This is a genomic window from Frankia nepalensis, assembly GCF_016786325.1.
Taxonomy (GTDB): Bacteria; Actinomycetota; Actinomycetes; order Frankiales; family Frankiaceae; genus Pseudofrankia; species Pseudofrankia nepalensis.
The window spans coordinates 17,942-31,517 of sequence record NZ_JADWYU010000210.1 but is presented as its reverse complement, the minus strand read 5'-3'; the positions used below and the strand labels follow the sequence as shown (position 1 = coordinate 31,517).

10 protein-coding genes are annotated in these 13,576 nt (G+C 71.2%); 4 read left to right on the top strand and 6 right to left on the bottom strand.

What is annotated here, in order from left to right:
- Window positions 1-330 precede the first annotated feature (330 nt).
- The 3 genes from I6A81_RS33450 to I6A81_RS33440 are packed head-to-tail and all read left to right on the top strand — an operon-like array spanning window position 331 to window position 3,844.
- Entirely contained in the window at window positions 331-543 is a 213-nt protein-coding gene (locus I6A81_RS33450) for a heavy-metal-associated domain-containing protein (RefSeq protein ID WP_203004208.1), read from the top strand.
- The gene (locus I6A81_RS33445; RefSeq protein ID WP_203004207.1) at window positions 540-1,484 is read left to right on the top strand and encodes a heavy-metal-associated domain-containing protein; all 945 of its coding nucleotides are present in this window, start codon (window positions 540-542) and stop codon (window positions 1,482-1,484) included. The genes I6A81_RS33450 and I6A81_RS33445 overlap by 4 nt, the downstream gene beginning before the upstream one ends.
- Before the next feature lie 32 nt (window positions 1,485-1,516).
- Complete coding sequence (locus I6A81_RS33440) at window positions 1,517-3,844, top strand: heavy metal translocating P-type ATPase (RefSeq protein WP_203004206.1); 2,328 nt, start codon at window positions 1,517-1,519, stop codon at window positions 3,842-3,844.
- Between the two features lie 377 nt (window positions 3,845-4,221).
- On the opposite strand, the gene I6A81_RS33435 is transcribed toward I6A81_RS33440, so the two are convergent.
- Both I6A81_RS33435 and I6A81_RS33430 read right to left on the bottom strand, forming a co-directional pair.
- Window positions 4,222-4,518, bottom strand: coding sequence for a metal-sensitive transcriptional regulator (locus tag I6A81_RS33435; protein WP_203004205.1), 297 nt, complete (start codon window positions 4,516-4,518; stop codon window positions 4,222-4,224).
- A gap of 224 nt (window positions 4,519-4,742) precedes the next feature.
- Window positions 4,743-6,140 carry an MFS transporter gene (locus I6A81_RS33430; protein ID WP_203004204.1) on the bottom strand — a complete coding sequence of 466 codons (1,398 nt, stop codon included), beginning with the start codon at window positions 6,138-6,140 and terminating at the stop codon, window positions 4,743-4,745.
- A gap of 104 nt (window positions 6,141-6,244) precedes the next feature.
- Between I6A81_RS33430 and I6A81_RS33425 the strand changes: the two genes are divergently transcribed.
- Window positions 6,245-6,841: a TetR/AcrR family transcriptional regulator gene (locus I6A81_RS33425; RefSeq protein WP_203004203.1), complete on the top strand. Its 597-nt coding sequence runs from the start codon at window positions 6,245-6,247 to the stop codon at window positions 6,839-6,841.
- A 272-nt stretch (window positions 6,842-7,113) separates the two neighbouring features.
- Here I6A81_RS33425 and I6A81_RS33420 read toward each other — a convergent pair whose 3' ends face one another.
- The 4 genes from I6A81_RS33420 to I6A81_RS33405 all read right to left on the bottom strand — a co-directional run bounded on the left by I6A81_RS33420 (window position 7,114) and on the right by I6A81_RS33405 (window position 13,383).
- Entirely contained in the window at window positions 7,114-8,211 is a 1,098-nt protein-coding gene (locus tag I6A81_RS33420; protein ID WP_203004202.1) for an integrase core domain-containing protein, read from the bottom strand.
- A 306-nt stretch (window positions 8,212-8,517) separates the two neighbouring features.
- Entirely contained in the window at window positions 8,518-10,221 is a 1,704-nt protein-coding gene (locus I6A81_RS33415) for a protein kinase domain-containing protein (RefSeq protein WP_307875094.1), read from the bottom strand.
- Window positions 10,222-10,327: 106 nt separating this feature from the next.
- A complete protein-coding gene (locus tag I6A81_RS33410) occupies window positions 10,328-10,495 on the bottom strand; it encodes a hypothetical protein (RefSeq protein ID WP_203004200.1) in 168 nt (55 codons plus the stop codon).
- 143 nt (window positions 10,496-10,638) lie between these two features.
- Window positions 10,639-13,383, bottom strand: coding sequence for an ATP-binding protein (locus I6A81_RS33405; RefSeq protein WP_203004199.1), 2,745 nt, complete (start codon window positions 13,381-13,383; stop codon window positions 10,639-10,641).
- Between the last annotated feature and the right edge of the window lie 193 nt (window positions 13,384-13,576).

Below are 13,576 nucleotides of genomic sequence, written 5' to 3'. Positions count from 1 at the left end.
TCGTCGACCACGCCACCCACTGCCCCCCGCCCGCCGCTGCCGCCGCACCACACTCCACGCTCTGAGTCTCGCGGCCCGGCAGGAGCGCATGGCGCCGAACGCCTGATCGCCGCTGGCCCTGGTCGGCCGCCATCCGTGGGCAGGTGCCGTCCTCGTCGCTTTCGCCTCGCTGCTGTTCGTCGAGAACCTGCCCTACGTGCGCCTGTCGGACTGTCGCCTGCCTGTCTCTCCGCTCTCCACACCCTCGCATTGACGTGATACCCATGGGGGGTATAGACATGAAGGCATGATACCCCCATGGGGTATAAGAGGTTCGAAGGAGTGAACGGGATGACCACGAGCGAGTACCAGGTGACGGGCATGACCTGCGGGCACTGCGAGGCCGCGGTTCGAGACGAGGTCGGCAAGATCGTCGGTGTTGAGGGCATCCAGGTAAGCGCGCAGACCGGCCGCCTTGTCGTGACCGTGACCGGGCCGGTGGACGACACGCAGGTGCTGGCCGCCGTGGACGAGGCCGGCTACGAGGCGGCCCGGGTCCGATGAACGTCGCGACCCGGCTCGGCGCCTATGCCGCCGGTCTGGCGCTCCTGTTCGGCGGCGCCTTCGCCGCCGGGGCCGCCGTCGTCCCTGACTCGACGGTCGTCTCGTGGACGAACACAGCACAGGAGAGCTCGATGGATCACACCTCGACGCAGGCTTCGGCCGGTGCCCCGCTGGCGCACGGGCTCTCGATCGAGCAGGACGGATATCTGCTCGGCGAGGTGGCCGCGCCCAGCCGGGTCGGGAAGGCCGGTGCCCTGTCCTTCCAGATACAGGACGGCGACGACAACCCGTTGACGGCGTACGCGACGTCGCACGACAAGGACCTCCACCTCATCGTGGTGCGTTCGGACGGCACCCAGTTTCGTCACGTGCATCCGACGATGAGCTCCGATGGGACCTGGTCGATCCCGTGGATGTGGAACGCCGCCGGCACCTACCGGGTGTTCGCCGACTTCGTGCCCGCCGACCGGGACACCTCTGACGCCCCCGACGTGACCCTCACCCGCACGATCGACGTCGCCGGCGACGTCACCCCGGCCCCGGCCACCCACACCTCGACGACGTCGCAGGTCGACGGATTCACCGCGTCCCTGCACGGCGAGCTGCGCGCCGGCGAGATGTCAGACCTGACCGTCGAGATCACCCGCGCTGGCGCGCCGGTCACCACCCTGCAGCCCTATCTCGGCGCCTTTGGCCACCTGGTCGCGCTGCGCGCGGGGGACCTGACCTACCTGCACGTTCACCCCCAAGGCGGAGTACCGGCCGCGAGTGACCTGTCAGGCCCGAAGATCGGCTTCATGGCCGAGGTACCCACCGAGGGCCGCTACCTGCTCTACCTCGACTTCCAGGTCGACGGACAGGTTCACACCGCGACCTTCGTCGTCGACACCACGTCCGGCACCTCGGGCCACGCGGGCACCGACGTCCACACCGGCCATTGATCCGAGAAGCGCGGCAGGGAGCGACAACCACCATGGCCACATCCCCGGCCCAGCCGGCACCGTCCATAGCCAGCTTCGAGCTCGAGATCGGCGGGATGACCTGCGCCGCATGCGCGATGCGGATCGAGAAGAAGCTCAACAAGCTCGACGGCGTACAGGCTTCGGTCAACTTCGCCACCGAGAAGGCCAAAGCAACCGTGCCGGCGGGCTATGACCCGCAGCTCCTGATCGCCGAGGTCGAGAAGACCGGCTACACCGCGAAGCTGCCCACCCCGCCGAAGGCTGCCAACGCCGCGGCCGATGCGGCGGCGGAACAGCCCGACCACGAGCTGCTCACGCTACGGAACCGGTTGGCCGGGGCCGTGACGCTGACCGTCCCGGTCATCGTGCTCGCCATGGTGCCCGCGCTGCAGTTCGAGTACTGGCAGTGGGCCTCCCTCGCACTGGCCTGGCCAGTGATCATCTGGGCGGCCTGGCCGTTCCACCGGGCGGCGTGGACCAACCTGCGGCACGGCGCGGCCACGATGGACACCCTCGTCTCGATCGGCACCCTCGCGGCGTTCGTCTGGTCGTTGTACGCCCTGTTCTGGGGCACCGCGGGTACGCCAGGGATGAAGCACGGTTTCGAGCTCTCCGTGACCCCGACCGACGGCGCGGCCAACATCTACCTTGAGGTCGCCGCTGGCGTGACGATGTTCGTACTGGCCGGCCGCTACTTCGAGAAGCGGTCCAAGCGCCAGGCCGGCGCCGCGCTGCGCGCCCTGCTCGAACTCGGCGCCAAGGACGTCGCGGTTCTGCGCGACGGCGTCGAGAGCAGGATTCCGGTCGAGGACCTGGCGGTGGGCGACGAGTTCGTCGTCCGCCCCGGCGAGAAGATCGCAACCGACGGAGTCGTCGTCCTGGGAACCTCGGCGGTCGACCTGTCGATGCTCACCGGCGAGTCCGTACCGGCCGAGGTCGGCGAGGGCGACCCGGTCACGGGCGCCACCGTGAACGCCGGCGGCCGTCTGGTCGTGCGCGCCACCCGGGTCGGCGCCGACACCCAGCTGGCCCAGATGGCCAGGCTGGTCGAGGACGCCCAGTCCGGCAAGGCCGAGGTCCAGCGGCTGGCCGACAAGGTAGCCGGTGTCTTCGTACCGGTCGTGATCGCAATCGCCGTGGTGGTCCTCGGCGCCTGGCTCGGCGCCGGATTCCCCATAGCCGCCGCGTTCACCGCCGCCGTGGCCGTGCTGATCATCGCCTGCCCGTGCGCCCTGGGCCTGGCCACCCCGACCGCCCTGCTGGTCGCCACCGGCCGCGGCGCCCAGCTGGGCGTGCTCATCAAGGGCCCCGAGATCCTGGAGTCCACCCGCCGGATCGACACCGTCGTTCTCGACAAGACCGGCACCGTGACCACCGGGAAGATGACGCTCGTCGAGGTGGTCACCGCCGACGGCGTGGACCGGGCCGAGCTGCTGCGCCTGGCCGGCGCCCTCGAGAACGCCTCCGAGCACCCCATCGCCCAGGCAATCGCGAAGAGCGCCACCCAACAGGTCGGCGACCTGCCGACGCCGGAAGACTTCGCGAACATCGAGGGCAAGGGCGTCCAGGGCATCGTCGAGGGCCACGCCGTCCTTGTCGGCCGCCAGTCCCTGCTCTCTGACTGGTCGCAGCCCCTCACCGCCGAACTGGTCGAGCGCAAGGCCCACTTCGAGCAGGCCGGAAAAACGGTCGTCGCGGTCGGCTGGGACGGCCAGGCCCGCGGCCTGCTGGCCGTGGCCGACCAGGTCAAGCCGACCAGCCGCGAGGCGATCAACCAGCTCAAGGCACTCGGCTTGGCGCCAGTGCTACTCACCGGCGACAACCAAACGGTGGCCGACCAGATAGCCGCCGAGGTCGGCATCGACCAGGTCATCGCCGAGGTCCTGCCCGCCGACAAGGTCAACGCGGTCAAGCGGCTCCAGTCCGAGGGCAAGATTGTCGCGATGGTCGGCGACGGCGTCAACGACGCCGCCGCACTGGCCCAGGCCGACCTGGGCCTGGCGATGGGCACCGGCACCGACGTCGCGATCGAAGCCGCGGACATCGCCCTGGTACGCGGCGACCTGCGCAGCGCAGCCGACGCCATCCGGCTCTCCCGCAGGACGCTCGGCACGATCAAGGCGAACCTGTTCTGGGCCTTCGCCTACAACACGGCGGCGATCCCGCTCGCCGCCTTCGGGCTGCTCAACCCGATGCTCGCCGGTGCCGCGATGGCGTTCTCCAGCGTCTTCGTCGTCGGCAACAGCCTGCGCCTGCGCTCCTTCACCAGCCAGGCGTTGGACAGCGCACCCTCAACGAACGCGCCGCGCACGGACTCACCGCGCCTCGCCAACGCGTGACAACACGACACCGGCCCCGCCCCCGACAACGGGGCTGGTGGGAGATCTTGACGGGCCCTCGCCGTCGCCGCCCTCGCCGGCGGCGGCGAAGGGCTGACCCGCGGTCCGTGGCCGCCGCGTGGGGCGAGGGTGCCCGCCCTTTGGAAAGCCGACGTCGTCAGTGACCAGCGAGAACCTTGGAGGCGAGGATCTGTGCTGCCCTGCCGGCTACAGGCGGCCGTGAGCGAGCTGGACAGCGCATTTGATCAGTTACTTGGCCGCGCGGTGCAGGTGCGCCGCCAGCCATGCGGGGTGGCGGTTGACCCCGATGGGGCGGCTTCGCGACACCTGCCGCCGGGCCCGTTCGCAGGAACGGGCCCGGCGGTGCTTCGGAGCGGTCATCCGCGCTTCATCAGCCGGCCCACGGCGGCCATCATCTCAGTCGCCATCTCGTCGGCATGCCCGTCCGCGGCGCCCGCGTGCATGCAGTGGCGCGCGTGACCGTCGAGCAGACCGAGCGCCACCTTGTCGAGAGCTGCCTGGATCGCGGATATCTGGGTCAGCACGTCGATGCAGTAGCGGTCGTCGTCAACCATGGTCTGGACGCCGCGTACCTGCCCCTCGATCCGACGCAGGCGGGCCTGTAGCTGCTCCTTGGTGGCGGTGTAGCCCCGGACGGGGGGCGATGTCTCCATGAGTCCACGCTATGACCCCCGGGGGGTATAGCGGCACAGGAACGGGGCGGTGCAGATCGTTGGGCTGTTGCCCAGGTCGTCTCTCCGCCCACCGTGTCCTCCCTCCTGGTCGGAGACGCTCTGCCTCCTGGCCCGGAGCCGGGGCTGGCCGTATCCCGGATCGCTGCCCGGGTCCTCGCGAGATGAACGGATGGGCGTTCCCGGCCACTACACCGCCAATATGATCATTGGGTGCGTCGTGGTGCGGGCGTGACGACGAGCGTCAGGAACGCGGCAACGACAGCGACGATCGCACCTGTGGCGAAGCCTCGGGAGAAGCCGGACGCGCTGGTCCCGGCGATACTGACGGCCGCCATGCTCGACACGACTGCCGCGCCGACTGATGCGCCGAACTCGTGGAACGTGCTGACGATGCCTGATGCCAAGCCGGCTTCCTGGGGTTCGACCTGCCCGAGTGCCGTGGCGGACGCGACCACGAACGCCACTCCGGTTCCGGTGGCGGCGACGCTCACACCAATCACCATGGCCGCGGTGCCGTCCCAGATGACGGGGGTGCTCATGCCCGCGGCGGCGACGAGCAGCCCTACCACGCCGAGTACTCGGGAGCCCACGTGCCCGATGACACGGCCGGCCGCGTTCGCGCCGGCCATGGTCGCCAGCGCCACGGGCAGGAAGAGTAGGCCGGTGGTGAGCGCACCGTGGCCGCGGTAGTCCTGAAGGTAAAAGGTGCCGAGGAAGAACGTCATGATCATCAAAGCTGTGGCGATGAAGATCAGCAGGGTGCCGGTGGCGACCGGTCGACGGATCAGTAGCTTCACGTCCATGAGCGGGCTGGCGGTCGAGCGCTGGCGGACCACGAAACCTACGTAGAGGACCGCCGCGGTGGCGACGAGGGCGGCCGTCGTCGCCGTGACCCATCCGTGCTCTCCGGCCCTGATGAACGCGTAGATCAAGATTCCGGTGGCCGCGGTCACGAGTACTGCGCCTGGTATGTCGAGGCGGCCCCTTCCGGCTGTGCGCGGCTGCTGTGGCAGCTGAACACGAAGCGCGAAGAAGAGCGCGACGCCTACGGGCACGTTGATGTAGAAGACCCACGACCAGCCCGGTCCGGCTGTCAGGAGACCGCCGAGGAGGACACCCAGGGCGGCTCCGCTCCCGCCCAGCGACGACCAGATCCCGAGGGCCTTGTTGCGTTCTTCGCCTTCGAAACTGGTGACGACCAGCGACAGCGCGGCGGGGGAGAGTGCGGCCGCGGCCAGCCCCTGAGCGATACGTCCGCCCAGGAGCATCGGTCCCGAGGTCGCCAGGCCCGCGATCAGTGACGACGCGGCGAAGAACAGCAGCGCGGCGAGCACGAGACGGCGCGCGCCGAACAGGTCGACGGCACGGCCACCGAGGAGGAGGAGACCTCCGAAGGTGAGGGTGTAGGCGCTGACCACCCACGTGAGCGTCTCGCGTCCCAGTCCGAGGTCCGCGCCCATGTGGGGCAAGGCGATCGCCACCACGGTGACATCCAAGATCAACATCAGCTGTGCGACGCCGACGAACCCCAGGATCTTCCAGCGCCGCGGGTCCGGCTGCTGCGCCTGCGCCGATGTCCCGGAGGGCAAGGTCTCGGTCATGACGCACCACCCACCTTCTAATTCGTATAGCCATGTACGAGTTCTCTCCGAGTACTGTAACCCAAGCATGGGTGTACGAGTTGGGAGGCCGCATGTCTCGCCCAGTGGCCAAGCCGGTTCGCCGGGCCGACGCTCGGCAGAACGTCGAGAAGATCCTCGAGGCCGCGATCGCCTGCCTCGGTCGGGACCCGAGCACGAGTGCGATCCAGATCGCCGAGTGCGCAGGGGTGGGGCGGATGACCCTGTACGGGCACTTCCCCTCCCGGGAGGCCCTGGTAGAAGCGGCCCTGACACGGCTCCTGGACAAGGGCGACCAAGTTCTGGAAGGAGTGGACCTCACGGGCGATGCCCCTGCGGCACTGTGCGCGCTGATCGAGTCGAGTTGGTTGCTGATCGCCCAGTCGAGTGCCGTCCTCGAAGCGGCGCAGGCGACCCTGCCGCCGACGCGAGTGCGCGATCTCCACGCGAAACCCGAGCAGCGGGTGAACAATCTGATCGCTCGCGGCCAGGCCGAGGGAGCCTTCCGCGACGACCTCCCGAGGACCTGGCTGGCCAGTGTCCTGCACTACATCATCAAGGGGGCGGCGACGGACGTGGCCAGCGGACGCTTGGATCCGACCGTCGCCCCGCGCTTCATCTCGGAAACGGTTCTCGCCGCTTACGCGCCCGCTCCCAGCGAGGAGCGCTCGACCGGCCGCTGATCCAGCGCAGCTACCGGGTTCGTCGCCTGCATGGACATCCGCTCGCCGCGGGCGGCCAGCAGCTGGGCCTGCCGGTCGCCCGGCGTGGGTCCAGCTGCATCGCGGTGGGGCACCGGGTCCTTGGGCCTCGCAGCTCGCTGGCACCTCGACCGGCCTCAGGAGGGCCGGCGCGTAGCCCGGGCCGCCTGCCTACCGATGAAACGCTTTGATCGCTTGGAGTTCGTTGGCCGGCAGTTCGACGCTGTACCTGCCGAAAATTACGTCCGGGCAGGTCAGGCCGCATGTTCGTACTCGTGCAGGATGCCGCCGAGCCGGTCGCGTCGGCGGACGTCGAGACGGTCGAGCCGGCGTGGGTCAGTGATCGGTTCGGGCAGCGGCTGGAGTGGTCCGGCGTTCGCGAGACCCTGGTGAGGACGATGCGTGTTGTAGAACGCCTCGTATGCGCGGAGGGTGTGGAGGAGATGTCGCTGGTTGTAGATCAGGGTGCGGTCGAGGAGCTCTCGGCGGCAGGTGCGTACCCAACGTTCCATGATCGCGTTTATTCGGGGAATCTGGACGCCGCTGCGGACGATCATGATGCCGGTGTCGGCGAGGATCGCGTCGAACAGCGCCGGGTACTTGCCGTCGCGGTCGCGGACGAGGAAGCGGGCGCTCGAGGCTGTGTCGTTCAGGTCCATGGCGAGGTTGCGGGCGGCCTGGGTGACCCAGGCGGCGGTGGGGTGCGCGGTGGCGCCGAGGATCCGGATCCTGCGGGTGGAGTGCTCGATCACCGCGAGGATGTAGAGGCGTGTCCCCGTCAGGGTGACCGTTTCGAAGAAGTCGGCGGCCAGCAGGGCGTGGGCTTGGGCACGAAGGAAGCCGGCCCAGCTGGTAGCGGTCCGGGTGGGTGCGGGGTCGAGGCCCGCGTCGCGCAGGATCTCCCAGACCGTCGACGGCGCCACTTTGATACCGAGGACCAGCAATTCGCCGTGGATCCGGCGGTAACCCCAGCTGCTGTTTTCGCGGGCCAGCCGCAGTACCAGCGCGCGGATCGAGGCCACGGTGCGGGGACGGCCGCGCCGCCTGGGACCGGAGGCCGCGGCGTGGTGGCGGGCGATCAGCGTGCGGTGCCAGCGCAGGACGGTCTCCGGGCGCACCAACAGTCGCAGGCTGTGCAGGGTTGGCTTCGGCAGCGGGTGCAGGAGTGCGGCGAGTAGGGCGCGGTCGGCGGGCTGGAACTGGATCCGGTGGCCGTCGAGCTGACGATGGAGCACGGCGATCTGGTGGCGCAGGGTGAGGATCTCGATGTCCTTGTCACGATCCCCGCGGGGGAGTAAGCGCAGCAGGGCGAACGCGTTCGTGACACCGAGGTAGGTCAGCCGAAGCAGCACGAACCGACATCCTCGCGCAGCCACGGGGGCCATGCCGGGCGAGGGCTGGACGCCGGAGTGGTCACGATCAGTCCCGACGGCCGCAGCTGCTCTGACCAGCGCGGATGGGATTGTCGGCAGGCACAACGGTACAGGTGTTCGGGAAGCCCGGCCCATCCGTAACGCATCGCCACCTAAGCCCCGGATGTGCGGATGTCGGCCACTGGACGTGTCCGCCTCGTTGCTCTTACAACATTCGCCAGGCCCGGCGGTCAACCCGACCGTGACGCGCCGGCCCGGCCGTCCGGGCGCGCCGGGCCGGTGGCGCTACTGGAGCGTGCGCGCGTCGGTGGTGACCCGGTCGGAGCTGTCCGTCGCGTTGTCAACCCAGATGGATATGTAGTAGTCGGTCCCGGCCCGCAGTCCGGTGAAGGTGTAGGACGTCGCGCTGGCCGGCAGAGTGTCCATGACGCGGTCGGTGCAGTACCGGCTGTTGTAGCTCTGGCATGGGCTGGCGACCGCGTCGACGTTGATCTTCTGGACGTCGGCTGCGGTGTTCGTCCAGGTCACTCGCAGCACGTCCGAGCCAATCTCGGCGACGAACAGGTCGGCCGGTGCGCTCGGCGGACCGTCCGGAGGCTGCGGGGGCGCCATGGTCGGCTGCGGGCCCGCCGTGGTGCGCCGCGGCGTCGGGGACGACGTGTGCTGGGGCGGGGCGACCGGCGCGGTGGACGTGGGCTCCGTCGCGGCGGTCGTCGCGGTGCCTGTCGGCGTCGGTGACAGGTTCGTCCGCTGGGCGCTGGCCGGCCCGGCGGAGACGGACGGTGTCGTGCCCGTGGCCACGCCGACGGTGTCGTCACCCTTGGTGCCCACCACATAGGCTGCGAGGGCTATCGCGAGGATGGCCAGCACGGCCGCGCCCGCCGCCCCGGCGCGCCAGGGGAAGCCCCGCCGGGCCGCGCCGGGCGGCCGGTCGTCCTCGCGCAGGCCGGGCGGTGGGCCTTCGCGGTAGGGCGGCGGGCCGGCCGGCACCGGCACGGGGGTCGGCGGCCGAAGCGTCCCGGCGGTCCGCGTCGGGGGCGCGTCGTCGCGCGGGCGCGGCGGGAGCCCGGCCGGCGCGGGCTTGCTCATCCGCGCGGGGGCGGTCCGCGTCGCCGGCTCGGCGCCGTCGGTCGGGATCGCCGGGATTGGGAGCGACCCGGTACGCAGCCGGTGCAGCTCGACCAGCAGTTCGTCGGGCGTCGGGCGGTCGGCCGGGGCCTTGGCCATGGTCTGGGCGACGAGCGGTCGTAGCATGTCCGGCACGCCGGTCAGGTCGGGCGGCTCGGTCGCGATTCGCCCCATGATCCTCGGTACGCTGTCCGCCCCGAATGGGCTCTTGCCCGTCGCGGCGAAGACCAGGACGGCGCCCAGGGCATGTACGTCTGCCGCCCCGGTGACGGCCTCACCGAGCGCCTGTTCCGGCGCCATGTAGGCGGGGGTACCGATCGCGCCCTGCGTCGCGATGGTCGCCGAGTCGAGGGCCCGGGCGACCCCGAAGTCGATGACCCGCGCACCGAACCGGGACAACAGGATGTTCGACGGCTTGAGGTCGCGGTGGACCACGCCGGCCGCGTGAATGGCGCGCAGGGCCGACGCGACGGCCTCGGCCAGCCACTCCACCTGCGCGGGCGGCAGCGGCCCGTGCGCCTGGACATGCGCGGCCAGGGTCGGCCCGTCGATGTACTCGGTCACCAGGTAGGGCTGTGCCGCGTCGGTCCCGACGTCGAGCACGGCGGCGGTGTACGAGCGGGCCACCCGCCGCGCGGCCTGCGCCTCACGCACGAACCGGCGGCGGAACTCCGTCTCCCCGGCCATGTCGGACCGGATGACCTTCACGGCGAGGAACGGACCGTCGGCGCTGTCGGTGCGCCGCGCCAGGTAGACGTTGCCCATCCCGCCGCGGCCCAGCCGGCCGAGCAGCGTGTACGCACCGAGCTGCCGGGGGTCGGAGGAGCCGAGCGGTGTCACACCCGCGGGTAGCTCTGTCACGCCGTCCCCCGTGCGAAGACCCATCCTCTGTCCCAACACAAATGTCCCAACACAAAGCTGTAGAAGGCCCTCTCGGGCACAGGTTCCATCCGACCGTTTCGGCTAGTTAGTCAGGTGACGGCCTGTCGATGGTCGGCGGGTTCGCGGCACGGTCGAGGAGGTCGAGCAGCTCGATCCATCCCGAGAACGCCCGGGTGGCGTCGTCGCCGTCGACCTTGATCTCGCCGTCGACATGCCCGTCGTCGGCACGGCGCAGGATGACGATTGCCCGCATCGCGGACTCCCTCCACCGGGAGCAGAGCGGAATGTGGAAGGCTCGACCGTAGCGGCCGGCGCCGTCGTCTGACACTGGGGAATCCACCAGGGTCGCCACCGGGATCCCGCGGGCCTGGCTTAGGGTGCTTCCGCGGGAAGCACCTAGTGGGGGCTCAGCTCCGAGGCGAGCTGGGTGCGTCGCAGGCCGGTCTTGGCGTAGACGTTGCTCAGGTGGAACTCGATCGTCCGCACCGACAGCACCATCTGGTCGGCTATCTCGTTGTTCGACAGTCCGTCGGCGGCCAGGCGGGCGACGTTGAGCTCCTGGGGGGTCAGCCTGGTGGCCAGCGGAGCCGTCCCGTTGGTGGGGGACAGTTCAAGCGTCGCCAGCGCGCCCTCGCACCGAGCGAGGTAGGGCGCGGCACCGAGGGCGGCGAACCGGTCGCGGGCGGCGCGTAGCGCCGCGGTCGCCTCGGTGCGTCGTCTCTCGGCTAGCAGGAAAAGGCCGTGGTCGTGGTCGAGGATGGCTCGTTCGAACGGCAGCGGCAGATCGCGGGCCGCCTCCTGCGCCCGCTGGTAGGCGATGGCGGCCCGCGCCGGCTCCCCGCGGGCCTGGTCGACCACCGCCTGGGCGCGAAACCCGAGGAACTGCCCGGTCCGATGACCACGCGCGTCCGCGGCGTCCCGCCACGGGGCGAGCACGGCGGCGGCCTCGTCGGTACGGCCCAACCGGGCGAGCGCCTCGGCGTACATCGGCTGCCATCCCACCGGCGCGGGTTCGATCGGGTCGTCGCTGGGCTGGTAGGTGAACGGGACCAGCGCGGCGGCGACCCCGGCGTCGTCGGCGGCGGAATGCGCGACCCGTGCCCTCGCGAGCAGCAGCATGGCCGAGAAGGCACCGGTCAGCCTGGCGAAGTCGGCCTCGGCCTGGCGAAGGTAGGTAGTCGTCTCCGCGGCCCCGCGCCCAGCCAGCGGCCAGGCGGTCACCGCCGCGAGATTCTCGGCGATCCAGAGCTGGTCGCCGTCGGCCGCGAGCGATGCGGCCAACGCCCCGTGGGCGATGGCGTCGTCCCAGTGGCCCAGCTGGTACTCCACCCAGGCCAGCTGAAGCAGGGCGACCAGGCCGCTGGGCGAGGCCGGATGGCCGCGACGCAGCATGGCGGCGGCGGCGCGCAGCTCGGCGAGCGCCTCGCGGTGCCGCTCATCCAGCCACAGCAGCTCGCCGCGTAGCAACGCGAGCATGCCAGCCGCCTCGTCGCCGACGTGCGCCGCACCAGCGAACGTCGCCGCCGCGGTGGCGACGAGCTCGCGGCCGCGGTCCGGCCGTCCGCAGCAGAGGTTGGCGACCAGGGCGAGGTAGTGCACCAGCCGGGGTTGGCCAGCCGTCTCGGCCCGCAGCGCATGGTCCGCCCAGTCGGCGGCCTGTGCGTAGGTGCCGGGGTTGCAGAGGGCGGCGGCCAGCGATTCAGCGACGACGGCCGCGAGCGCCGGGTCGCTCCGGTGCTCGAGCTCCTGCCAGGCACGGCGCAGCGACGCGGTTCCGCTCGCGAAGTCACCACGCACCAGCGCGAGCGCCCCGGTCACGAACGCCCGGCGCGCGGGGTCCTGCACCGGGGCGCTGGCCGCGAGCGCCCTCGCCGCCGCCTCGGCCTGGCCACCGTAGACGCTGATCGCGACGGCGTCGGTCAGGTACCGGTCCCGAGCGGCGACGTCGGCGGTGAGCCGGGCGGCGGCGAACCAGAGGTCGCCTGCGTTGGCCCAGCGGCCCGCCATCGCCGCGGCCATGGCGGCGTCCGCGACCTCGCCAGCCATCGGCTCGTCGGCGAGCGGGGATCCCTCGACCCGGTGACGCAGGCGGACGGACGGGTCGGCGACGATGTCCGCGGCCCGCCGGTGCAGCGCGCCGCGCCGCGCCGGTCCGAGGTCGTGGTAGACGGCGGCGCGGGTGAGCGGGTGGGGGAAGGCCACCCGCGGGCCGCCCTCGTCGCGCTGCTCGGTGAGCAGGCCGGCGACGATGGCGGGCTCGAGTGCGGCCAGCGGCTCGTCGACGTCGGCGAGGCGGGCGGCGTCGGCGAGCGGGCACGAGCGGCCGAGCACCGCGGCCGCGACGACGAGCCGCTGCGTCGGCGGTGGGCAGCCCGCGAGCCGTCCGAGCACCATGAGCCCGAACGAGCGGGGCGCGGGCAGCGGGTCGACCCTGCCCGCCAGCGCCTCGGGTGACAGTTCCTCGAGCAGGGCTCGGGCATGCAGCAGGTTCCCGCTGGTGAGCTCGTGGATCTGCCGGGCGACTCGAACCGTGGGGGGCACCACGCCCAGCGCGTCGGCCAGCGTCCGGATCTCCTCGACGGTCAGCCCGGTCAGGCGCAGTCGGTGCCCCGCCTCAGCGCAGACCCGGCGCAGGCTGTCCGACAGCTGGTCCGCCACGGTGCTCGGCACGGTGAACAGGCACAGCACGGGGTCTGCCCGCAGCCGGCGCAGCGCGAACGCCAGGACCTGCTGGGAGGAGAGATCTGCCCAGGGAACGTCGTCGACCACGAGGACGGTGAGCCGGCCGCCCGCGGCCCGCCGGCCGACCAGAGAGACCAGCGCGCCGCCTACCTGGATGGGCTCGGCGGCGGCTGAGGCCTGAGCCAGCACGCCTTCGTCGGCGTCGGCCGACAGCCCGTCGAGCAGCTGGCTGACCACCCCGAACGGCACGGCCTGCTCGACCTCGTCCGCACTCGCGTACAGCACCCGCGCACCGGACCCGCCGGCACGAAGTCCCTCGAGGAAACGCCGGACCAGGGAGGTCTTCCCGGTGCCCTGGTCGCCTTCGACCGTGACGACGCGAAGCTGGCCGGCGCGGGCGAACTCGAGCTCACCGGCCAGGAAGGCCAGCTCCGGCTGCCGGCCCACGAAGTCGTCCATGCACCTACGGCTTTCTCCTGGCACCTTCATGGCGGATGCCCGGGTGCCCGTCGCTGGCGCGAGGACGTGGGCAGAGCTCGCCGCACACACACCTTAGGAGGGCGGCCGCCCCGGGTCAGGAGCACCCCTTCCCTGTCGCCCAGTCGACATGCACCCGTGATGGCACGGTGACCCTCCGGTGCTGGCGCGGGGT

Coding starts and splice junctions, on each gene's coding strand:
- I6A81_RS33450 (WP_203004208.1), top strand. CDS start 331: ATGACCACGAGCGAGTACCAGGTGACGGGCATGACCTGCGGGCACTGC.
- I6A81_RS33445 (WP_203004207.1), top strand. CDS start 540: ATGAACGTCGCGACCCGGCTCGGCGCCTATGCCGCCGGTCTGGCGCTC.
- I6A81_RS33440 (WP_203004206.1), top strand. CDS start 1,517: ATGGCCACATCCCCGGCCCAGCCGGCACCGTCCATAGCCAGCTTCGAG.
- I6A81_RS33435 (WP_203004205.1), bottom strand. CDS start 4,518: ATGGAGACATCGCCCCCCGTCCGGGGCTACACCGCCACCAAGGAGCAG.
- I6A81_RS33430 (WP_203004204.1), bottom strand. CDS start 6,140: ATGACCGAGACCTTGCCCTCCGGGACATCGGCGCAGGCGCAGCAGCCG.
- I6A81_RS33410 (WP_203004200.1), bottom strand. CDS start 10,495: ATGCGGGCAATCGTCATCCTGCGCCGTGCCGACGACGGGCATGTCGAC.
- I6A81_RS33405 (WP_203004199.1), bottom strand. CDS start 13,383: ATGGACGACTTCGTGGGCCGGCAGCCGGAGCTGGCCTTCCTGGCCGGT.